General features: G+C 67.3%; 21 protein-coding genes. 8 read left to right on the forward strand and 13 right to left on the reverse strand.

Annotation, left to right across the window (positions count from 1 at the left end; translation table 11 throughout):
- Nucleotides 1–17 precede the first annotated feature (17 nt).
- Entirely contained in the window at nt 18–1,124 is a 1,107-nt protein-coding gene (mutY, locus tag G3N62_RS18335; RefSeq protein WP_124670203.1) for an A/G-specific adenine glycosylase, read from the forward strand.
- A gap of 50 nt (nt 1,125–1,174) precedes the next feature.
- On the opposite strand, the gene G3N62_RS18340 is transcribed toward mutY, so the two are convergent.
- The 11 genes from G3N62_RS18340 to kdsD all read right to left on the reverse strand — a co-directional run bounded on the left by G3N62_RS18340 (nt 1,175) and on the right by kdsD (nt 10,417).
- Entirely contained in the window at nt 1,175–1,810 is a 636-nt protein-coding gene (locus G3N62_RS18340; RefSeq protein WP_034189272.1) for an LON peptidase substrate-binding domain-containing protein, read from the reverse strand.
- Nucleotides 1,811–1,837: 27 nt separating this feature from the next.
- Nucleotides 1,838–2,746, reverse strand: a complete 909-nt coding sequence (gene rapZ / locus G3N62_RS18345; RefSeq protein ID WP_034189273.1) for an RNase adapter RapZ — start codon at nt 2,744–2,746, stop codon at nt 1,838–1,840.
- 75 nt (nt 2,747–2,821) lie between these two features.
- Nucleotides 2,822–3,790 carry an HPr(Ser) kinase/phosphatase gene (gene hprK / locus G3N62_RS18350; RefSeq protein WP_011353227.1) on the reverse strand — a complete coding sequence of 323 codons (969 nt, stop codon included), beginning with the start codon at nt 3,788–3,790 and terminating at the stop codon, nt 2,822–2,824.
- A 129-nt stretch (nt 3,791–3,919) separates the two neighbouring features.
- The gene (locus G3N62_RS18355) at nt 3,920–4,432 is read right to left on the reverse strand and encodes a PTS sugar transporter subunit IIA (RefSeq protein WP_049034209.1); all 513 of its coding nucleotides are present in this window, start codon (nt 4,430–4,432) and stop codon (nt 3,920–3,922) included.
- Between the two features lie 193 nt (nt 4,433–4,625).
- Complete coding sequence (gene raiA, locus G3N62_RS18360) at nt 4,626–4,985, reverse strand: ribosome-associated translation inhibitor RaiA (RefSeq protein WP_006477786.1); 360 nt, start codon at nt 4,983–4,985, stop codon at nt 4,626–4,628.
- 158 nt (nt 4,986–5,143) lie between these two features.
- The gene (locus G3N62_RS18365) at nt 5,144–6,649 is read right to left on the reverse strand and encodes an RNA polymerase factor sigma-54 (RefSeq protein WP_034189274.1); all 1,506 of its coding nucleotides are present in this window, start codon (nt 6,647–6,649) and stop codon (nt 5,144–5,146) included.
- Nucleotides 6,650–6,820: 171 nt separating this feature from the next.
- Nucleotides 6,821–7,597 carry an LPS export ABC transporter ATP-binding protein gene (gene lptB, locus G3N62_RS18370; protein WP_034189275.1) on the reverse strand — a complete coding sequence of 259 codons (777 nt, stop codon included), beginning with the start codon at nt 7,595–7,597 and terminating at the stop codon, nt 6,821–6,823.
- Nucleotides 7,594–8,259 (reverse strand): lipopolysaccharide transport periplasmic protein LptA, encoded by a 666-nt coding sequence (gene lptA, locus G3N62_RS18375; RefSeq protein WP_006483139.1) that lies wholly within the window; start codon nt 8,257–8,259, stop codon nt 7,594–7,596. The genes lptB and lptA overlap by 4 nt, the downstream gene beginning before the upstream one ends.
- 20 nt (nt 8,260–8,279) lie before the next feature.
- The gene (gene lptC, locus G3N62_RS18380) at nt 8,280–8,894 is read right to left on the reverse strand and encodes an LPS export ABC transporter periplasmic protein LptC (protein ID WP_034189276.1); all 615 of its coding nucleotides are present in this window, start codon (nt 8,892–8,894) and stop codon (nt 8,280–8,282) included.
- A 3-nt stretch (nt 8,895–8,897) separates the two neighbouring features.
- Nucleotides 8,898–9,434 (reverse strand): HAD family hydrolase, encoded by a 537-nt coding sequence (locus tag G3N62_RS18385; RefSeq protein ID WP_034189277.1) that lies wholly within the window; start codon nt 9,432–9,434, stop codon nt 8,898–8,900.
- Nucleotides 9,434–10,417: an arabinose 5-phosphate isomerase KdsD gene (gene kdsD, locus G3N62_RS18390; RefSeq protein ID WP_034189278.1), complete on the reverse strand. Its 984-nt coding sequence runs from the start codon at nt 10,415–10,417 to the stop codon at nt 9,434–9,436. Before kdsD ends, G3N62_RS18385 begins: the two co-directional genes overlap by 1 nt.
- 125 nt (nt 10,418–10,542) lie before the next feature.
- Here kdsD and G3N62_RS18395 point away from each other — a divergent pair, with 125 nt between their 5' ends.
- From G3N62_RS18395 to purU, 5 genes are all read left to right on the forward strand, one after another.
- Entirely contained in the window at nt 10,543–12,549 is a 2,007-nt protein-coding gene (locus G3N62_RS18395) for a monovalent cation:proton antiporter family protein (protein ID WP_034189279.1), read from the forward strand.
- Nucleotides 12,550–12,626: 77 nt separating this feature from the next.
- Nucleotides 12,627–13,193, forward strand: a complete 567-nt coding sequence (locus G3N62_RS18400; protein ID WP_034189280.1) for an adenine phosphoribosyltransferase — start codon at nt 12,627–12,629, stop codon at nt 13,191–13,193.
- A gap of 31 nt (nt 13,194–13,224) precedes the next feature.
- Nucleotides 13,225–13,839 carry a LysE family translocator gene (locus tag G3N62_RS18405; RefSeq protein WP_034189281.1) on the forward strand — a complete coding sequence of 205 codons (615 nt, stop codon included), beginning with the start codon at nt 13,225–13,227 and terminating at the stop codon, nt 13,837–13,839.
- Nucleotides 13,840–13,844: 5 nt separating this feature from the next.
- Complete coding sequence (locus G3N62_RS18410) at nt 13,845–14,711, forward strand: NUDIX hydrolase family protein (protein ID WP_034189282.1); 867 nt, start codon at nt 13,845–13,847, stop codon at nt 14,709–14,711.
- Nucleotides 14,712–14,785: 74 nt separating this feature from the next.
- The gene (gene purU / locus G3N62_RS18415; RefSeq protein WP_034189283.1) at nt 14,786–15,670 is read left to right on the forward strand and encodes a formyltetrahydrofolate deformylase; all 885 of its coding nucleotides are present in this window, start codon (nt 14,786–14,788) and stop codon (nt 15,668–15,670) included.
- 89 nt (nt 15,671–15,759) lie between these two features.
- Here purU and G3N62_RS18420 read toward each other — a convergent pair whose 3' ends face one another.
- On the reverse strand, nt 15,760–16,845 hold the full coding sequence (locus tag G3N62_RS18420) for a hypothetical protein (protein WP_185733088.1): 1,086 nt from the start codon (nt 16,843–16,845) through the stop codon (nt 15,760–15,762).
- 246 nt (nt 16,846–17,091) lie between these two features.
- The gene (gene uvrA / locus G3N62_RS18425) at nt 17,092–19,977 is read right to left on the reverse strand and encodes an excinuclease ABC subunit UvrA (protein WP_034189285.1); all 2,886 of its coding nucleotides are present in this window, start codon (nt 19,975–19,977) and stop codon (nt 17,092–17,094) included.
- A 266-nt stretch (nt 19,978–20,243) separates the two neighbouring features.
- On the opposite strand from uvrA, the gene G3N62_RS18430 reads away from it, so the two are divergent.
- Together G3N62_RS18430 and ssb are read left to right on the forward strand one after the other, a co-directional pair.
- Nucleotides 20,244–21,431: an MFS transporter gene (locus G3N62_RS18430; protein ID WP_034189286.1), complete on the forward strand. Its 1,188-nt coding sequence runs from the start codon at nt 20,244–20,246 to the stop codon at nt 21,429–21,431.
- A gap of 100 nt (nt 21,432–21,531) precedes the next feature.
- Nucleotides 21,532–21,923 (forward strand): single-stranded DNA-binding protein (ssb, locus tag G3N62_RS18435; protein ID WP_206141274.1); only part of this gene is annotated, 392 nt, incomplete at its 3' end.

A 21,923-nucleotide genomic window follows, 5' to 3' on the forward strand; every position in this document is an offset into this window, starting at 1 on the left:
TTTCACGATTAGATAACTTGAAGCCGCCCCGCATCGCCCCCGCTCCGTTCCCCGTCACGCCGCTGCACCGCACGTTCGCCACGCGCCTGGTCGCGTGGCAGCGCGAGCACGGCCGCCACGACCTGCCGTGGCAGAACACCCGCGATCCGTACCGGATCTGGCTGTCGGAAATCATGCTGCAGCAGACGCAGGTGTCGACCGTGATTCCGTACTACACGCGCTTTCTCGAACGCTACCCCGACGTCGCGGCGCTCGCGGCCGCCCCGGCCGACGACGTGATGGCGCTGTGGGCGGGGCTCGGCTACTACTCGCGTGCGCGCAACCTGCATCGCTGCGCGCAGGCCGTCGTCGCCGAACACGGCGGTGCGTTTCCGGCGACGCCCGACGCGCTGGCCGAACTGCCGGGCATCGGCCGCTCGACGGCCGCCGCGATCGCGTCGTTCGCTTACGGCGCGCGTGCGACGATTCTCGACGGCAACGTGAAGCGCGTGCTCGCGCGCGTGTTCGGCGTCGAGGGGTTTCCGGGCGAGAAGCGGGTCGAGAACGACATGTGGGCGCTCGCCGAATCGCTATTGCCCGATGCCGCGAACGCGGCCGACGTGAGTGCCTACACGCAGGGGCTGATGGATCTCGGCGCGACGCTGTGCGTGCGCGGCAAGCCCGATTGCGCGCGCTGCCCGTTCGCGGGCGACTGCGTCGCGCAATCGACGGGCCGCCAGCGCGAACTGCCGGCCGCGCGGCCGAAGAAGGCCGTGCCGACGCGCAGGACCTGGATGCTCGTGCTGCGCGATGGCGATGCCGTGCTGCTGGAGCGCCGCCCGCCGACCGGGATCTGGGGCGGACTGTGGAGCCTGCCGCAAGCGGACGGCGACGCCGCGCTCGCGGAACTCGCGCGCGGTTTCGGCGGCGGCGGCACGGTGCCGCTCGCCCCGCTCACGCACACCTTCACGCATTTCCGGCTCGAGATCGAACCGCGGCTGAGCGATATCGCGGACGGCGGTGGATTGCCTTCGTCCGCGCGCGACGCGGATACCGCCTGGGTGCCGTTGAGCCGGCTCGATGCGTACGGCGTCCCGGCGCCCGTGCGCAAGCTGCTCGACGCACTGAGCGGGCCGCTGCTGTAACGAAAGGGAAAGGGCGCCGCGCGCCCGGGAACGCGTCGGGCCGGCGCCGCCTAAAGCCAGCCGTGCCGGTCGAGCACGTGGTGCACGGCGTCGATGCGTGCGCCGACGTCCGGAAACTCCATCAGCTTCTGCCGCGCCCGCAGGTCGAGCGGCAGCAGTTCCGCGAGGCGGTTCGACACCCAGCTCGGATCGTCGAGGCGGAACGGTTCGCCGAACGGCATCTTCTCCGGATCGGACTTCTTCAGCGCGTTGATGATGCGCTCGAGCACCTCGGCGCACGAGCCGAACTGCGCGAGCGTCTGCTCGCCTTCGAGCGGGATGTCGTCGGGCAGCGGCTCCGCGATGCCGACCAGCAGCCCGTTGCCTTCGACGCGATACGACAGCAGTTCGAAACGCTGCGTGCCGACCGCCTGCAGATACAGCATCCCGAATTCACCGGTATCGCACTCGGTGATGCGCGCCATGCAGCCGATGGTCTCGGGCACCGACACGGCGCCGTCCTGCGCGACTTCGGGCCCGCTCTTCAGCAGGCACACGCCGAACGGTGAGTTATCGCGCAGGCACGCGCGGGACATGTCGAGATAGCGCGCCTCGAACACCTTGAGCGGGAGCAGGCCTCCCGGAAACAGTACCGTGTGCAGTGGAAACAGCGGCAGGTCGATCAGGGTGGTCGATAGGGAGGACATGGCGCGCTGACAAGGGAGCGGGTGTCGCTAGGGTCGGGCGACCTCGGAGACGAGCCGCGACGACGCGTCGACATCCACTGGCGCGTCACGATGCCGCACGATCACGTTCGCCTCGTGCGCGAGGCGCGCGGCGAGCGTTTCCGCGATGAACACCGAGCGATGCTGGCCGCCCGTGCAGCCGATGGCGACGGTCAGGTAGCTGCGGTTGTCATCACGGAAGTGCGGCAGCCATTTCATCAGGAACGCATGGATGTCGTCGATCATCTGGTGGACGATCGGCAGTGCGTCGAGAAAGGCGATGACCGGCCGGTCGAGCCCGGTGAGCGGGCGCAACTCGTGGTCGTAGTACGGGTTCGGCAGCGCGCGCACGTCGAACATCAGGTCGGCGTCGAGCGGCACGCCGCGCTTGAAGCCGAACGACTCGAACATCACCATCAGGTCGTTGTCTTTCTGCTCGATGAAGCGCTTGACCCACGTGCGCAGCACGTTCGCGCGCAGCGTGCTCGTATCGATCTGGTGGCCGAATTCGGCGAGCGGCGCGACGAGGTCGCGCTCGCGCTCGATCGCTTCCTCGAGCGACGACAGCAGGCCGACGTCCGCATCGTGCGACAGCGAGCCGGACAGCGGATGGCGGCGGCGCGTTTCGGAGAAGCGCTGGATCAGCGCCTGGGTGCTGGCGTTGAGGAACAGCACGCGCACGTCGTGCTCGCCCGACAGTTCGCGGATCAGGCCGGGCATTTCGTCGAGCGACGCGCTCGAGCGCGCGTCGATCGCGACCGCGAGCCGGCGCTGGCCGTTCTGGCCGAGGTAGCGGGCGAGTTCGGGCAGCACGTGCGGCGGCAGGTTGTCGACGCAATAATAGCCTGCGTCTTCGAGCGCGTTCAGCGCGACGGACTTGCCTGAGCCGGAGATGCCGGTGATAAGGACGATGCGCATGGGAAGCAGTGAATCCTGACGTTTCATCATAGCACCGGCTCGACGCGTCGGCGTTGCGCGGCCGGCGCGTGCGGGTTACACCAGTTTGCCGGGGAACTGACTGTCGGGATCCTGCATCGCGAGTCGTTGCCGATCCATGAAATCGCGCAAGGTGTCGATTCCGCGCAACTGCAGGATCGTGTTCCGGACGGCCGCCTCGACCAGCACCGCGAGGTTGCGGCCGGCCGCGACCTGGATCGTGACCTTGCTGATCGGCAGGCCGAGCACGTCGACGGTCTGGCTTTCGAGCGGCAGGCGCTGGAATTCGCCGTCGGGGCGCCGTACGAGCTGGACGATCAGCTTCAGCTTCATTTTCCGCCGCACGGCGGTTTCGCCGAAGATCGTCTTGATGTCGAGCAGGCCGAGGCCGCGCACTTCGAGCAGGTTCTGCAGCAGCGGCGGGCAGCGCCCTTCGACGAAATCGGGGCCAAGTCTGACGAAATCGACCGCGTCGTCGGCGACGAGGCCGTGGCCGCGGCTGATCAGCTCGAGGCCGAGTTCGCTCTTGCCGAGGCCCGAATCGCCGGTCAGGAGCACGCCCATCCCGAGGATGTCGATGAACACGCCGTGCAGCGTCGCGCGCGGCGCGAGGATGCGCGACATGTAGAGCCGCAGGCTGTCGATCACGGCGGCGGCCGACATCGGCGTCGTGAACAGCGGGGTGGACGATCGCGTGCAGCGCAGCACGAGTTCGGGCGGGGCCGCGGCGCCGCCGGCGACGACGAGGAACGGCGGCTCGAGTGCGATCAGCTCGGCCATGTGGCGCGAGCGGTCTTCGTCGGTCTGCCGCTGGTAGTAGTCGATTTCGGCCTCGCCGAGCACCTGGATCCGGTTCGGGTGGATCAGGTTCAGGTGGCCGACGAGGTCGGCGCTCGAGGTCGCATTGCCGACCGTGTCGGCGGAAAAGCCGCGCTCCCAGCCTTCATGCCCCGTCAGCCAGCTCAGTTTCAGCGTGGCCGCGTTGTCGTCGAAGATGCTCTGGGCGTTGATGCTGGACGTATCCATGACTCTCATCACTCCAATGAGCCGGTGCATGCGCGCGGCGACGGGCGTCGCCATGCCGAGCCGGCGCCGGGCGGCCCTGGACGGCGGCGTGTGCCGCCGCGTACCGGAAAATATTCCGCCCGGATCAACTCAAGGTTGCCACTGAGTGAGCAGGCGATGCAACTCGGCGATATCCGTTTCGTTGTGCAGACGCTCGCGCGCGTCGCGATCGGATAGCAGTTGCGCGATTTCCGACAGGATCTCGAGGTGCTGCTGGGTGGCTTGCTCGGGGACGAGCAGGAAGATCAGGAGGCCGACCGGCTGGCCGTCGGGCGCTTCGAACGGGATCGCATCGGCGAGGCGGACGAACGCGGCGAGCGGGTGCTTGAGACCCTTGATGCGGCCGTGCGGAATCGCGACCCCTTCGCCGAGCCCGGTCGAACCGAGGCGCTCGCGCGCGAACAGGTTGTCCGTGACGATGCTGCGGGCGATGCCGTTCTGATTCTCGAACATCAGCCCGGCTTGTTCGAAGACGCGTTTCTTGCTGGTGACTGAGAGGTCGATGACGACGTTCTCTATGGGCAGGATTTTGGCTAGGCGATTCATGTTGGCAGGCGATTGGGCGGCCTGGGGTCTCCTTGCTGCGGCAGACTGATTTTCCATGTTCGGCGATATCAAGGCATGTGGCATCGGCAACCTGCAACGCAGCTACCGCACCCAGCGCCCCCCGGCGATAACCGGAACATTATAGAGCACAGCCGCGTGCGTGGCGCAGCCCGGACCGACCGGTTGCACCCCTGCGCGGAGTCGCAAAAAAACGCCCGGCGAACCGGGCGGCGTGCGTGTTGCGGTAAGGTTATTGCGGCGGCAGTTCGATCTGGTCGATCGACGGTTGAAGCTTGATCGGGTCGTGCGCGTGCGTTTGCAGGCGCTCCATGTGCTTGACGACCTGGCGATCCAGCTTGTCGATCAGCAAATCGATCGCAGCGTACAGGTTGCCGTTCGCGCTTTCGACGAAGATGTCCTTGCCCTTCAGGTGCAGGTTGATTTCCGCGCGCTGCTGCTTGTCCTTTTCCTTGTGGTTGTCGACCGAGAGGATCACAGTGCCATCGATCACCTGATCGCTATGCCGTAGCACCCGGTCCAGCTTGGTGATCACGTATTCGCGAATGGCAGGCGTGACTTCGAGATGATGTCCACTGATCTTCAGGTTCATAGTGCTTCTCCAAGCGAGTGACCACCCGGCCGCATCGAGGCGGCGCTCCGGTCGACTTGCCCCTGCCGCACGAGGCGGCATATCGCGGACAAGTCGCCCGGCCTGTTCCCCGTGTGCGCGGTGGCCGGAACACGCCTGCCGCCGGGCAGGCAGCAGGCTTAAAGAGACTTGCGCAGATTCACTGCCGGGATCTTGAGGGCTTCGCGATATTTCGCAACCGTGCGGCGCGCGACCACGAAACCCTGTTCTGCCAGCAGCTCGGCAATGCGGCTGTCCGAAAGTGGCGATTTTGGGTCTTCAGCTCCTATCAGTTGCTTGATGAGGGCTCGGATGGCGGTCGACGAGGCGGCGCCACCGGTGTCGGTCGAAACGTGAGATCCGAAGAAGTACTTAAATTCCAGCGTCCCGAACGGGGTCAGCATGTACTTCCCGGTTGTCACACGGCTGACAGTCGACTCGTGTAGGCCCAGCGTATCAGCTATTTCCCGCAAAACCAAGGGGCGCATGGCAATTTCACCGTGCGCAAAGAAATTCTTCTGACGCTCGACAATAGCCTGCGCGACTCGCAGGATCGTGTCGAAACGCTGCTGGATATTTTTGATCAGCCAGCGCGCTTCCTGGAGCTGCTGCTTCAGCGAACCGGCCGACGGATCGCCGCGGCTGTTGCGCAGGATGTTCGCGTACAGGTTGTTGATCCGCAGGCGCGGCACGACCTCCGGATTGAGTTCCGCGAGCCACCCCTGGCCGGCCTTCTTCACGATGATGTCGGGCACGACGTAGTCGGCCTCGGCCTTGCCGTACGCGGCGCCGGGGAACGGCTCCAGCGAGCGGATCAGCGCATGCGCATCGCGCAGCGCGTCGTCGCTCGCCTTCAGGTGCTTGCGCAACCGTGTGAAATCGCGGGCCGCGAGCAGTTCGAGGTGCTGCGACACGATCTCGAGCGCGAGCGTGCGCGTCGGGGACGGATCGAGGCGCAGCAGCTGCAGCTTCAGGCATTCGGACGCCGAGCGTGCGCCGACCCCGGGCGGGTCGAAGCTGTGCAGCAGCGCGAGCGCCGCGTTCAGTTCGTCGCAGTCGATCTCCAGCTCGGGCGGCAGGTCGGCGAGCACCTCGTCGAGCGTCGCGGTCAGGTAGCCGTCGTCGTCGAGCGACTCGATCAGGAACATCACGAGCGCGCGATCGCGCGGGCCGGCCTGCGTGACGCGCAACTGCGCGGACAGGTGGTCGCGCAGCGACGTCGCGGCTTCCTGCACCTGCAGCGGCGGGAGGTCGTCGTCGTCGGACGCGCCGCTCGCGCGGCCGAATTCGTCGAGATTCCATTGCGGGCCGTCGTTGCCGTCGCCGGAACCGTAACCGTCGTAGTCGTCGGCGCCGGCCGGCTCGTCGCGCTCCGCGCGATCGCTGGACGTGCTGCTGCCGTTTGCCGAGGCCGGCTCGGTGTTCTGCGCGGGCGGCGTCTGCGCGATCAGCGATCCGTCCGCCGCGACACGCAGCGGGCTCGCGATCCATTCGTCGTCGTTCTCGAGCAGCGGGTTCTGCGCGACGGCCATCGCGACTTCCTGCTGCAATTCGAGCGTGGACAACTGCAGGAGCCGGATCGACTGCTGCAGCTGCGGCGTCAGCGCCAGGTGTTGCGACAGGCGGAGTTGAAGGCTGGCTTTCATGGCAAGGAGGGAGTCATACCGGCAGTTTGCCACGACCCAGGCGCATTGAGCCATCCGCGATTACGCGCGGCGCGCCGCCCGGCCGCGGGCATGCCCGCGGGGCGTGGATGCAAAGCAGGGCGCGGCCCCGCGCGGCGATGCCGGGCGGGGTGCAGCCAGCCACGAGGGGAGTTACATGCGGAAGTGTTCGCCGAGGTACACGCGGCGCACGCTTTCGTTTTCGATGATTTCGCTCGGCGCGCCGGCGGCGAGCACCGAGCCGTCGCTGATGATGTACGCGTGATCGCAGATGCCGAGCGTTTCGCGGACGTTGTGATCGGTGATCAGCACGCCGATGTTGCGTTGCTTCAGGAACTTGACGATCTTCTGGATCTCGAGCACCGCGATCGGGTCGACGCCGGCGAACGGTTCGTCGAGCAGGATGAAGTTCGGGTTGGTCGCGAGCGCGCGGGCGATCTCGACGCGGCGCCGTTCGCCGCCCGACAGCGACAGCGCGGGGTTCTCGCGCAGGTGGCCGATCTGCAGCTCGTCGAGCAGCGCCTCGGTGCGCGACGAGATCGCGTCCTTCGACAGCCGCTTGCCGTCTTCGCCGTGCTGCAGTTCGAGCACCGCGCGGATGTTTTCCTCGACGGTCAGCTTGCGGAACACGGACGCTTCCTGCGGCAGGTACGACAGGCCGAGCGACGCGCGCTTGTGGATCGGCAGCAGGCTGATCGAGCTGCCGTTCAGCGAGATCTCGCCCGCGTCGAGCGGCACGAGGCCGACGATCATGTAGAACGACGTGGTCTTGCCGGCGCCGTTCGGGCCGAGCAGGCCGACGACCTCGCCGCTCTTCACGTCGAGCGACACGTCCTTGACGACCGTGCGCGAGCCGTAGCGCTTCTTCAGGTTGCGGACGACGAGCGAGCTCGTGGTGCCGGCAGGCTGGCGGTTCGGTAGCGCGTTCATTGGCCCGGCGCTCCCTGGATCGTGGTCGACGGCGACAGCTTCGCCGGCGCGCCGTTCAGCGGCGCGGGGCCGCCGTTCTTCGGCGACAGCATCGCGCGCACGCGGCCGTTCGGGTTGCCCGGCGCGGCCACGTCCTTGCCGCCCTTCGCGGTGTAGAAGTCGCGCTGGCCGTCGTACGTGATCACGCTGCCGTGCACGGTATCGGCGACGGTCGACGTGCCCTGCAGGCGGCGCACGGTCGCGGCCGTCGTGAGCGTGGTCAGGTCCTGCTTGCCGTCGTAGTCGATGCGCTCGGCGTCGCCGTCGATGTATTCGTCGAGGCCTTCGCGCTTCTGGCGGAACGTCGCGTGCTTCTTGCCGCTGCCGAACGAGGTGGCGTACTGATAGCCTTCCGGGTCCTGGCGCACTTCGACGCGATCGCCCTTGATGATGATCGTGCCCTTCGTGATCACGACGTTGCCGGTCGCGACCGTGACCTGCTTCAGGTCGTCATAGGTCAGGTTGTCGGCCTCGACGTTGATCGGCTTGTTCTGGTCGGCCTTCTCGGCATGGGCGAGCGGCGCCAGCCCGACCAGCGGGAGCGCCACGAGCGTCGCGGCAAGCGCGGCGCGGACGGCGCGCGCAGCGCCGCCGGAAATCTGTCGAGGGAACGGTTCGTTCATGCAGTCACGTGAGGGATGCGTCACTTGGGTTGACCTTTCGAGCCGCCGGACGTGTCCGCGGCGGCAATCGTGCCGCGCACGTTGCCGTAGAGCTCGATGACCCGGGTGACGTTGTTGTACTTCATGCCGTCGGTCGCGTTGACGAGCGACAGGCCGCGCTGAAGTTTAACCGGCTTTTCGGTCTGGATCACATCGTCATTGACGAAGATCCGGAAATGCTGGGAATCGGCCTGCATCTGCGGATCGCCGCCGCCGGCCGCGCGCAGGATGCGGGCATCGTCGTACAAATCGACGATCGACACGTCGCCGTTGACGGTGCCGCGCTTCGCGGTGGTCGTGACGACCGGCTTGCCGGGCTGGAACGCGCGCATGGCCGGATCGGTCAGGTCGCTGCTTTCGGTGTCTTCGTAGTGGATCAGCTTCGCGGCCGTCAGCCGGTACTGGGTCGAGCCGGACTGGTCGAGCTCGGTGACCGAGAAGTTGTCCGCGAAATAGTCGGGCGTGTGGCGCTTCGGCTGCACGGTGCCCTCGCCGGGCGGCGGCAGCGTGGCCTGCAGCAGCCACCACGTGACGCCCGCGAGCGCGGCGACCGCGCCGAGCGGCAGCAGCTGGGTCCAGCGGAAATGCGTATTCATCCGTCAGGCTCCGCAGGCCGCCGCGAGCAGCGCGTCGTAGCGGCGCTGCGCGCGCAGGATCGCGTCGCAGACTTCGCGCACGGCGCCCTGGCCGCCACGGGCCTCGGCCACCCAGTGCGCGCGGGCGATCACCTCGGGGTGCGCATTCGCGGGGGCCGTCGCGAAGCCGCAGCGCAGCATCACCGGCAGGTCGGGCCAGTCGTCGCCCATGTAGCCGCATGCGTCGGCGGCGAGGCCGAGCGAGGCGATCAGGTCGGCGAACACGGCGAGCTTGTTCTCGACGCCCTGGAACAGGTGCGCGATCTTCATTTCCTTCGCGCGCGCCGCGACGATCTCCGAGCGGCGGCCCGTGATGATCGCGGTCGCGATACCGGCTTCGCCGAGCAGCTTCACGCCGTGGCCGTCGAGCGAATTGAACGACTTCATCGTGTCGCCGGCCGCGGTAAACAGCAGGCCGCCGTCGGTCAGCACGCCGTCGACGTCGAAAATCATCAGCTTCACGCGGCTGGCGCGTTCGGCCGCAGTCAGCGCTGCGCTCATCAGATCACCTTCTTCGAAAACAGGTCGTGCATGTTCAGCGCGCCGATCAGCGCGCCGTCGGCATCGACCACCAGCATCTGGTTGATCCGGTGGCGCTCCATCAGTTCCACGGCCTCGACCGCCAGATGATCCGGCGCGATCGTGCGCGGGTCGCGCGTCATCACGTCGGTGATCGGCAGCGTGCGGAAATCGCCGTCGCGTGCGAGCACGCGGCGCAGGTCGCCGTCCGTGAAGATGCCGACGACCTTGCCGGCGGCGTCGACCACGGCCGTCATGCCGAGGCGTTTCGCGGTGATCTGGAACAGCGCGTCCGACAGCGTCGCGTCGAGCCCGACGGACGGGACGTCGTCGCCCGAGCGCATCACGTCGCGCACGTAGGTGAGCAGGCGCCGGCCGAGCGCGCCGCCCGGGTGCGAGCGCGCGAAATCCTCCGAGCCGAAGCCGCGCGCGTCGAGCACGGCGACGGCGAGCGCATCGCCGAGCGCGAGCGCGGCGGTCGTGCTCGCGGTGGGCGCGAGGTTCAGCGGGCACGCTTCCTTCGAGACGGCGGCGTTCAGGTTCACGTCGGCGAGTGTGCCGAGGCTCGACTCCGCGCGGCCCGTGATCGCGATCAGCTTCGCGCCGATCCGCTTCACGAGCGGCAGGATCGCGACGAGTTCTTCCGACTCGCCGGAATAGGAGATGCCGATGAAGACGTCGTCGGAGGTGACCATCCCGAGGTCGCCGTGGCTGGCTTCGGCGGGGTGGACGAAGAAGGCCGGCGTACCGGTGCTGGCCAGCGTGGCCGCGATCTTGCGGGCGATATGCCCCGATTTGCCGATACCGGACACCACCACGCGGCCGCGGCAGCCGAGCAGCAGCGCGACGGCCTGGACGAAGCCGCCGTCGAGCTGGTCGCGCAGCGCGCGCACGGCGTCCGCCTCGATGTCGAGTACGTCGCGGGCGAGCGCGAGCGCCCGATCATCATTGATTTTCGCTATCATGCGCGGAGTATAGCAAAGGCGTTTGTTCGCCGCGCCGGGCCCTCGGACTCGTCCGAGGTCGCCTGTCCACCGCCACCACCCGCGCCCGCATTGCCGTGGCCCCGACGAACGAGGACGCTTCGCCTGTGATTTCCCCGCTCGAAATGACCCTGCTGCTGCTGCTGGCCTCGGTGGTGGGCGTCGTCGTATTCCGTTCGCTGAACCTGCCGCCGATGCTCGGCTATCTGACCGTCGGCATCCTGGTCGGCCCGCATTCGTTCGGCGTTGCCGCGGATCTCGAACGGGCCGAGCACCTCGCGGAATTCGGCGTGGTGTTCCTGATGTTCTCGATCGGCCTCGAATTCTCGCTCGCGAAGCTGAGGGCGATGCAGCGGCTCGTGTTCGGGCTCGGGTTGCTGCAGGTCGTCGCGACGCTCGTGCTCGCGCTCGTGCTCGGCGCGCTGTTCGAGCGCTGGGTGCACATCACGTGGCAGGGCAGCATCGCGCTCGGCGGCGCGCTCGCGATGTCGTCGACGGCGATCGTGTCGAAGATGCTCGCCGAGCGCCTCGAGATTGAGACCGAGCACGGCCGCAACATCTTCGGCGTGCTGCTGTTCCAGGATCTCGCGGTCGTGCCGCTGCTGATCGTGATCGCGGCGTTCGGCGCCGAATCGTCGAAGGACCTCGCGATCACGCTCGGTTTCGCGGCGGTCAAGATCGTGATCGCGCTGACGCTGCTGCTGGTCATCGGCCAGCGTTTCATGACGCGCTGGCTGAACGTCGTCGCGCGGCGGCGCTCGCAGGAACTGTTCGTGCTGAACCTGCTGCTCGTCACGCTCGGCGCCGCGTTCGTCACCGACCGTTTCGGCCTGTCGCTCGCGCTCGGCGCGTTCATCGCGGGGATGCTCATCTCCGAGACGCCGTTCCGTCACCAGGTGGAAGAGGACATCAAGCCGTTCCGCGACGTGCTGCTCGGCCTGTTCTTCGTGACGACGGGGATGCTGCTCGATCCGCGCGTGATCTGGGAGCACCCGCTCCTCGTGCTCGGCTTCTTCGTCGGCCAGATCCTGTTCAAGGCGACGATGATCGCGGGGCTCGCGCGGCTGTTCGGCGCGACGCCGGGCGTCGCGATGCGCACCGGCATCGGCCTCGCGCAGGCCGGCGAGTTCGGCTTCGTGCTGCTGAACCTGATCCTCGACCGGCATCTCGTCGATTCGACGCTGCTGCAGGCGATCCTCGCGTCGATGCTGCTGTCGATGCTCGCCGCGCCGTTTCTGATCCAGAACGCCGACCGGATCGTGATGCGGCTGTCGTCGACCGAATGGATGCAGCAGTCGCTGCAGATGACGCGGATCGCGACGCAAAGCCTGAAGCAGCGCGGCCACGTGATCATCTGCGGCTACGGCCGTGCCGGGCAGAACCTGGCGCGGATGCTCGAACAGGAAGGCATTTCATACGTCGCGCTCGACCTCGACCCCGATCGCGTGAGCGCGGCCGCGGCGGCCGGCGAGTCGGTGGTATTCGGCGACGCGGCGCGCCGCGAGTCGCTGCTCGCGGCCGGTATCCACCGCGCGGCGGCCGTCGCGATCACCTATGCGAACACGCCGTCGGCGCTGCGCGTGCTGCACCACGTGCACGAGCTCGAGCCGACGCTGCCGGCGATCGTGCGTACCGTCGACGATGCCGATCTCGAGAAGCTGCTCGCGGCCGGCGCGACCGAGGTGATTCCCGAGATCGTCGAGGGCAGCCTGATGCTCGCGTCGCACACGCTGGTGCTGGTCGGCGTGCCGATGCGCAAGGTCGTGCGGCGCGTCGAGGAAATGCGCGACGAGCGTTACAGCCTGCTGCGCGGCTATTTCCGCGGGGCGGACGATGCGGACGACGACGACCACGAGCAGGTGCGGCTACAATCGGTGCCGGTCGACGCGCGCGCGGACGCGGTCGGGCGTTCGCTGGAAGAACTCGGGCTGTATGCGCTGGGGCTGGAAGTCACGGCGATCCGCCGCCATGGTATCCGCGGCGTCGAACCCGACCCGCAGACCAAGCTGCGCGCGAGCGACATCGTCGTGCTGCGCGGGCTGCCCGAGGCGCTCGCGCTCGCGGAGGAGCGGCTGTCGCGCCATCGGCGCGATCCGCCGGCCGCCGCCGCCTGAGTCGCGATTCACAACCTGACCCGTATTTATTCGAAACGGTGCCCGATCTTCGCGCACCGTTTTTTTCGGAGAGTTTCATGCCGCACTCGTCGCCGGGCGCACCGCTCGATCCGGTCGCCTTCATCCACAGCCAGATCCGTACGGTGCCCGACTGGCCGCAGCCGGGCGTGCAGTTCCGCGACATCACGACGCTGCTGCAGAGCCCGAAGGCGCTGCGCATCCTCGTCGACCTGTTCGTCGAACGTTATGTCGACGCGAAGCTCGACTATGTCGCGGGCCTCGACGCGCGCGGCTTCATCATCGCGCCGATCGTCGCGTACGAGCTGAGCGTCGGCTTCGTGCCGATCCGCAAGGTCGGCAAGCTGCCGTACAAGACGCGCTCGGAATCGTACGATCTCGAATACGGCAGCGCGACGGTCGAGATCCACGAAGACGCGTGCCGCCCGGGCGATCGCGTGATCATCATGGACGACCTGATCGCGACCGGCGGCACGATGATGGCGGGGCGCAACCTGCTGCAGCGGCTCGGCGCGGTGGTCGTCGAAGGCGCGGCGATCATCGACCTGCCCGATCTCGGTGGCTCGACGCTGCTGCGCAACGCCGGGTTGCCCGTCTATACCGTCACCGAATTCGGCGGCCACTGAGCGTCAGCGTCCGTCATCCCGCGAGGTCACGATGCCCAACTTCATGCTGTTTCTCGCCACGTCGATCGCGATCACGTTCGCGCCCGGTCCCGACAACCTGCAGGTGCTCGCGCGCGGCATCTCCCAGGGCCGCGCGGCCGGCTTCGTCGCCGCGCTCGGCTTCACCGCCGGGATCCTGTTCCACACGACGCTCGCGGCGCTCGGCGTCGCGGCCGTGCTGCGTTCGTCGCCCGTCGCGTTCCAGATCCTGAAGCTCGCGGGCGCCGCGTACCTCGTGTGGATCGGCATCAAGGCGCTGCGCAGCCAGGGGCTCGCGAATGCGCATGCGCGTCCGCCGCAGCCGCTCGGCACGATCTTCCGGCAGAGCGTGATCGGCAACCTGATGAACCCGAAGGTCACGCTGTTCTTCGTCGTGTTCCTGCCGCAGTTCGTCGATCCGCACGGCGCGCAGGGCGTGACGCTGCAGATGTTCGAGCTCGGCGCGCTGTTCATGCTGCAGACGGCCGTGGTCTTCTCGCTGTTCGGCGTCGGCGCGGGCATGATCGGCACGTGGCTGAAGCGCCGCCCGAAGGCCGGCGTGTGGCTCGACCGCATTGCCGGCGCGACGTTCATCGCGATCGGCATCCGCGTCGCGCTGAAGGACTGATCGCGATGACGTTTCCGTGCATCGCGGCCGCGCGCCGTTTCGATCCGGCCGCGCACCTGCGTTTCGAGATCGCCGGCCAGGCGGTCGGCTGGGTGCGCCGTCAGGACGTCGCGAAGCTCGCGCGCTGGCCCGACGTGTTCGAGCTGACCGGCGAGCGCGTCGTGCTGTCGGCGCGCTACGACTCGGTCGACGCGCGCAGCATGGCGCTCGCAAGCGCGATCGGCGCACTGGCGGCCGACGGCGCGATTCCCGGCTGGCGCGACGAGATCTACGCGATCCGCAACCGCTTCGACGACCCGCCGCTCGCGTACATCGAGCGCGCCGCGTCGCGCTTCTTCGGCACGCAGACCTATGCGGTGCATCTGAACGGCATCGTAGAATATGCGGTTGCGCCGGGCGCGCCGCGCGCCGCGGCCGTGCCGCAGATGTGGCTCGGCCGCCGCAGCGCGACCAAGGCCACCGACCCCGGCATGCTCGACAACGTCGTCGCGGGCGGCATCGGCTGGGGGCTGGGCGTTCACGAGACGCTCGCGAAGGAGTGCTGGGAAGAAGCCGGCATTCCGCCCGAACTGGCCGCGCGCGCGATCGCGGGCCGCGCGGTGCAGGTGCTGAACTCGCTGCCGGAAGGCACCCAGTCCGAACTGATCTTCGTGTACGACCTGCCGCTGCCGCCCGACTTCGCGCCGCGCAACCAGGACGGCGAAGTGGCCGAACACCTGCTGGCCGGCGTGCCCGAGGTGATCGGCTGGCTGCGCGAAGGCCGCGCGACGATGGATGCGAGCCTCGCGACGCTCGACACGCTGCTGCGCCACCGCTGGATCCCGGCGGCCGACGCGGCCGGCATCGACGCGCTGTTCGTACCGGCCGCATGACGCACGCCGCGGCGCGCGGTCAGGCGGGGCGAACGGGCAATTTGACGAATACGGAAACAAAGGGAGTAGCGGTCATGCCGACCGATCACAGCTTTATCTTGAAACTGTCGTGCCCCGACCGGCACGGCATCGTCCACGCGGTCTCGGGCTTCCTGTTCGAGCGCAGCAACAACATCCTCGATTCGGCGCAGTTCGGCGACAGCCGCACCAGCGAGTTCTTCATGCGCGTGCACTTCGAGCAGGACGGCGACGGCACGGATGCCGCGACGGCGCTCGACACGCTGCGCAAGGAATTCGCGCCGCTCGCCGAGCAGTTCTCGATGCGCTGGGAGCTGCACGACGCGGCCGTGAAGCCGCGCGTCGTGATCATGGTGTCGAAGATCGGCCATTGCCTGAACGACCTGCTGTTCCGCTATCGCACCGGCCAGCTGCCGATCGAGATCCCGGCGATTGTGTCGAACCACAAGGAGTTCTACCAGCTCGCCGCGAGCTACAACATCCCGTTCCATCACTTCCCGCTGATCGGCGGTTCGTCCGATGCCGCGAAGGCCGCGCAGGAAGCGCGCGTGCTGGAAGTGATCGACGAGCACCAGGCCGATCTCGTCGTGCTCGCGCGCTACATGCAGATCCTGTCGCCGAACATGTGCGAGCAGCTCGCCGGGCGCGCGATCAACATCCACCATTCGTTCCTGCCGAGCTTCAAGGGCGCGAAGCCTTACTACCAGGCGTTCGACCGCGGCGTGAAGCTGATCGGCGCGACCGCGCACTACGTGACGACCGATCTCGACGAAGGCCCGATCATCGAGCAGGAAGTCGAGCGCGTCGACCACAGCATGACGCCCGACCAGCTGACCGCGATCGGCCGCGACGTCGAGTGCGTGACGCTCGCGCGTGCGGTGAAGTGGCACGTCGAGCACCGGATCGTGCTGAACGGGACGAAGACGGTCGTGTTCCGCTGATCGGCCGGGCACCGGACGGCCTCGAAACGAAAACGCCGCACCCTTTCCGGGGTGCGGCGTTTTTTGTTGCCCGAGCGGGCAGCGCTGCGTCAGATCAGCCGCAGCAGGTACAGCTCGCGCTTCAGATACGCGTAGAAGATCGGCGCGGCGATCACGCCGGGCAGCCCGAACGCGGCTTCCATGATCAGCATCGCGAGCAGCAGCTCCCACGCGCGCGACTCGATCTGGCCGCCGATGATCTTCGCGTTCAGGAAGTATTCGAGCTTGTGGATGACCACCAGGAACGCGAGCGATGCGATCGCCGTGCCCATGCTGACCGACAGCGACACGGCGACGATCAGCGTGTTCGAGATCAGGTTGCCGATCACGGGCAGCAGGCCGACGATGAACGTGACGAGCACGAGTGTCTTCGACAACGGCAGCCGCTGGTGGAAGATCGGCAGCGCGACGAGCAGGTAGATGCCCGTGAACGCCGCGTTGATCGCCGAGATCTTGATCTGCGCGAACACGATCCGGCGGAATGCATCGGCGAAGCGCGACACGCGCGTGACGATCGCGGTCGACAGCGGCCGGCGCACCTTGCCGTGCTCGACGCCGATCGCGATCATCGCGCCGATGATCATCCCGAACAGCACGTGGCCGAAGCCGCGCGCGACGCTCTTGCCGCTCTGCTGGAGCTGGTCCATGTGCGAGTGCATCAGCACGGCGGCCTTGGTCTTCATCTGCTCGACGTCGACGGGCAGCAGGTTCGCGATCCAGGCCGGCGTGCGCGCGCGGGTCTGCTCGACGATCTGCATCAGTTGATCGAGCAGGCTTTGCAGGTTCGGCACCGTGCGCTCGAAGTGTTCGATGATGCCGATCGTCAGGCCCGTCAACGCGCCGACGATCGCGATCGACAGCAGCACGACGGCGACCCAGCGCGCGCGCATGCTCGTGGTGTGGCGTTCGATCGCGGGCGCGATCGTGTGGATCAGCTGGTAGACGAGCAGGCCGGCCAGCAGCCCGCCGAGCAGCTTGAGCTCGATCACGAGCCACATGGAAAGGATCGCGAACGCATAGCTGCCGATCTCGAGTGCCGACAGCTTCGGCAGGCTGAAGTCACTCGTCAGCCGCACGCTGCGCAGGTGCGGTTCGCGATTGTGCGTATCGCGAGACGAGTCGGGTTGCTTCTCCATTGTGGATTCCTGTCGTTCGTGTGTCATGCCGCGGAATGCGAGGCAGAGCCGTGTTCGCCCGGTTCTGCACCGGATTGGTGCGGGTGGCGAACCTTACGACCGTAAAGTATAGCTGCCATTATGGTCCGCAACGGGACGGTTTGGCGCGTGGTGTAAACGCAGAAGGGAAAACGAGGGGAAGCGGGTTGCGCGGGGCGCCGGGACGCGCGCGCGGCCGGGCGGCCGCGCGCGGGAAGGGGGCCGGCGTCAGCCGGCCGCGACCTTGCGGGTCGGGCGCTTGAGCAGCGGCGCGAGGTACTTGCCGGTGAAGCTCGCCTTGGTTTTCGCGACCTGCTCGGGCGTGCCCTGCGCGATGATCTGGCCGCCGCCGGCACCGCCTTCGGGGCCGAGGTCGATCACCCAGTCGGCCGTCTTGATCACGTCGAGGTTGTGCTCGATGATCACGACCGTGTTGCCCTGGTCGCGCAGCCGGTGGATCACTTCCAGCAGCAGCGCGATGTCGTGGAAGTGCAGGCCGGTGGTCGGCTCGTCGAGGATGTACAGCGTGCGGCCCGTGTCGCGCTTCGACAGCTCGAGCGACAGCTTCACGCGCTGCGCCTCGCCGCCCGACAGCGTCGTGGCCGACTGGCCAAGGCGGATGTAGCCGAGGCCGACGTCGAGCAGCGTCTTCAGCTTGCGCGCGATGACCGGCACCGCGCTGAAGAACTCGTACGCGTGCTCGACCGTCATGTCGAGCACTTCGCTGATGTTCTTGCCCTTGTACTGCACTTCGAGCGTTTCGCGGTTGTAGCGCTTGCCGTGACACACGTCGCACGGCACGTAGACGTCCGGCAGGAAGTGCATCTCGACCTTCAGCACGCCGTCGCCCTGGCACGACTCGCAGCGGCCGCCCTTCACGTTGAACGAGAAGCGGCCCGGATCGTAGCCGCGCTCCTTCGAGGTCGGCACGCCCGAGAACAGCTCGCGGATCGGCGTGAACAGGCCCGTGTACGTGGCCGGGTTCGAGCGCGGCGTGCGTCCGATCGGCGACTGGTCGACGTTGATCACCTTGTCGAAGTGCTCGAGCCCCTCGATCGCCTCGTGCGGCGCCGGCTCGGCCGACGAGCCGTACAGGTGGCGGGCGACCGCGTGATACAGCGTGTCGTTGATCAGCGTCGACTTGCCGGAGCCCGACACGCCGGTGATGCAGGTCAGCAGGCCGACCGGCAGGTCGAGATCGACGTGCTTCAGGTTGTTGCCGTGCGCGTCGACGATGCGCAGCATCCGTTCGGGATCGGGCGCGAGCCGCTCGTCCGGGTACTCGATCGTGCGCTTGCCGACCAGGTACTGGCCCGTCAGCGACTGCGGGTTCGACTGCACCTGCTTCGGCGTGCCTTCGGCAACTATCACGCCGCCGTGCTCGCCCGCGCCGGGGCCCATGTCGACGACGTAGTCGGCCGTGCGGATCATGTCCTCGTCGTGCTCGACGACGATCACCGAGTTGCCGAGATCGCGCAGGTGCTTGAGCGTCGCGATCAGGCGGTCGTTGTCGCGCTGGTGCAGGCCGATCGACGGCTCGTCGAGCACGTACATCACGCCCGTCAGGCCCGAGCCGATCTGCGACGCGAGCCGGATGCGCTGCGCCTCGCCGCCCGACAGGGTCTCGGCGCTGCGCTCGAGCGACAGGTAGTCGAGGCCGACGTTGTTCAGGAACGTCAGGCGCGCGACGATTTCCTTGATCACCTTGTCGGCGATCTCGCGCTTCGCGCCTTCGAGCGTCAGGCCGTCGAAATAGCCGAGCGCGTCGCGCAGCGGCCAGCCGCTGATTTCATAGATGCCGCGCGCGTAGTCGCCGGTGCCGATCCGCACGTGGCGCGCCTCGCGGCGCAGCCGCGTGCCGTCGCACGACGGGCACGGCTGGTTGTTCTGGTACTTCGACAGCTCTTCGCGCACCGCGACCGAATCGGTCTCGCGGTAGCGGCGCTCGAGATTCGGGATGATCCCCTCGAACACGTGCTCGCGGATCGTCGTGCGACCGCGCTCGTTGATGTACGAGAACGGGATCGTCTGCTTGCCCGAGCCGAACAGCAGCACCTTCCGGATCTTTTCCGGCAGATCCTCGAACGCGGCGTCGATGTCGAATTCGTAGAATGCCGCGAGACTCTGCAGCATCTGGAAGTAGAACTGGTTGCGGCGGTCCCAGCCCTTCACGGCGCCGGCGGCGAGCGACAGCGACGGGTGCGCGACGACCCGCTTCGGGTCGAAGAACGTGATCTGGCCGAGGCCGTCGCATTCCGGGCACGCGCCCATCGGGTTGTTGAACGAGAACAGGCGCGGCTCGAGCTCCTGCAGCGAGTACGAGCAGATCGGGCACGCGAACTTCGAGCTGAACAGGTGCTCGCGGTCGGTATCCATCTCGAGCGCGATCGCGCGGCCGTCGGCGAGGCGCAGCGCCGTCTCGAACGATTCGGCGAGCCGCTGCTTCATGTCCGGACGCACCTTGAGGCGATCGACGACGACGTCGATCGTGTGCTTGTCGTTCTTCTTCAGCTTCGGCAGCGACTCGACCTCGTAGATCTTCGCGACGCCTTCGTTCGCGGTGCCGCCGCCCGAGCGCACGCGAAAGCGCACGAAGCCCTGCGCCTGCATGTCCTCGAACAGCTCGGCGTGCTCGCCCTTGCGGTCGGCGACGACGGGCGCGAGGATCATCAGCTTGGTTTCCTCGGGCAGCGCGAGCGCCGCGTCGACCATCTGCGACACGCTCTGCGCCTCGAGCGGGATGTCGTGGTCGGGGCAGTACGGCGTGCCGACACGTGCGTACAAAAGTCGCAGGTAGTCGTGGATCTCGGTGACCGTGCCGACGGTCGAACGCGGGTTGTGGGACGTCGCCTTCTGCTCGATCGAGATCGCGGGCGACAGGCCCTCGATCAGGTCGACGTCGGGTTTCTCCATCAACTGCAGGAACTGGCGGGCATACGCGGACAGGCTTTCGACGTAGCGGCGCTGGCCCTCGGCATAAAGGGTGTCGAACGCGAGCGACGACTTGCCCGACCCGGACAACCCGGTAATCACGATCAGCTTGTGGCGCGGCAGGTCGAGATTGACGTTTTTCAGGTTGTGGGTGCGTGCCCCACGGATACGGATCTGTTCCATGAACCTGGCGAAAATGGAGGGAACCAAACCTGCTACTATAACGGCTTTTCGAGACCGTCGTTTACGGCCCCCCAGCCTTTACAGCAGGTGGCAGCAAGGCGACACCCGCACCGGGGAAAGCGGTCGCGCCGCACGGTTCCGGGCGGCCCGCGGGCTGCCGGCATCGCGCCCCGACGCGTCGTCCGCCAGGCCTCCCGGGCCGCCGGTCCTGATCTTCCGCCGCCCGCCGCCGGGCGGACACCCCGATCATTCGAAATTCATTCCCGATGTCCAATCCGTCCGCCACGTCTTCCCGCATGACCGCGCCCGAACTGCGCGCGACCACGTCGCTCGCGGCGATCTTCGCGCTGCGCATGCTCGGCCTGTTCATGATCATGCCGGTGTTCTCGGTCTACGCGAAAACCATCCCGGGCGGCGACAACGTGCTGCTCGTCGGTATCGCGCTCGGGGCCTACGGCGTCACGCAGTCGCTGTTCTACATCTTCTACGGCTGGGCGTCCGACAAGTTCGGCCGCAAGCCGGTGATCGCCACGGGCCTCGTGATCTTCGCGATCGGCAGCTTCGTCGCCGCGTTCGCGCACGACATCACGTGGATCATCGTCGGCCGCGTGATCCAGGGGATGGGCGCCGTGTCGTCCGCGGTGCTCGCGTTCATTGCCGACCTGACCTCCGAGCAGAACCGCACGAAGGCGATGGCGATGGTCGGCGGGTCGATCGGCGTGTCGTTCGCGGTCGCGATCGTCGGCGCGCCGATCGTGTTCCACTGGGTCGGGATGAGCGGCTTGTTCGCGATCGTCGGCGTGCTGTCTATCGTCGCGATCGGCGTCGTGCTGTGGATCGTGCCCGACGCCGCGAAACCCGTGCACGTGCCCGCGCCGTTCGCCGAGGTGCTGCACAACGTCGAGCTGCTGCGCCTGAACTTCGGCGTGCTGGTGCTGCACGCGACGCAGACGGCGCTGTTCCTCGTCGTGCCGCGCCTGCTGGTCGACGGCGGGCTGCCGGTCGCCGCGCACTGGAAGGTCTACCTGCCGGTGATGGGGCTCGCGTTCGTGATGATGGTCCCGGCGATCATCGTCGCGGAAAAACGGGGCAAGATGAAGCCGGTGCTGCTCGGCGGCATTCTGGCTATCCTGATCGGTCAATTGCTGCTGGGCAGCGCGCCGCATACCATCCTGATTGTGGCGGCGATCCTGTTCGTCTACTTCCTCGGGTTCAACATCCTGGAAGCGTCGCAGCCGTCGCTTGTGTCGAAGCTCGCGCCGGGTTCGCGCAAGGGCGCGGCCACGGGTGTTTACAACACCACGCAGTCGATCGGGCTCGCGCTCGGCGGCATCGTGGGCGGCTGGCTGTTGAAGCACGGCGGCGCGAACACGGTGTTCTATACGTGCTCGGGGCTCGTGGCTGCGTGGCTTATAATCGCGGCCAGCATGAAAGCGCCGCCGCGCAAGGCCTGAACCTTATTTCTGGCAGGCACCGGCCGCGTGCCGGCTTGCCCGGCGGGCCGTTCCGGCGACAGGCGCGGGCGGCCCGGCATCGAATTTACTGGAGAAACACATGGCATCCGTCAACAAGGTCATCCTCGTCGGCAATCTCGGCGCCGATCCTGAAGTCCGTTACCTGCCGAGCGGCGACGCGGTTGCGAACATCCGTCTCGCGACGACCGACCGTTACAAGGACAAGGCGAGCGGCGATTTCAAGGAAATGACCGAGTGGCATCGCGTCGCGTTCTTCGGCCGTCTGGCGGAAATCGTGAGCGAATACCTGAAGAAGGGTTCGTCGGTCTATATCGAAGGCCGCATCCGCACGCGCAAGTGGCAGGGCCAGGACGGCCAGGACCGCTACTCGACCGAAATCGTGGCCGACCAGATGCAGATGCTCGGCGGCCGCGGCGGTTCGGGCGGCGGCGGTGGCGGTGACGAAGGCGGTTACGGCGGCGGCTACGGTGG

The sequence above is a fragment of the Burkholderia sp. Tr-20355 genome, assembly GCF_017104685.1.
Classification (GTDB): domain Bacteria; phylum Pseudomonadota; class Gammaproteobacteria; order Burkholderiales; family Burkholderiaceae; genus Burkholderia; species Burkholderia seminalis.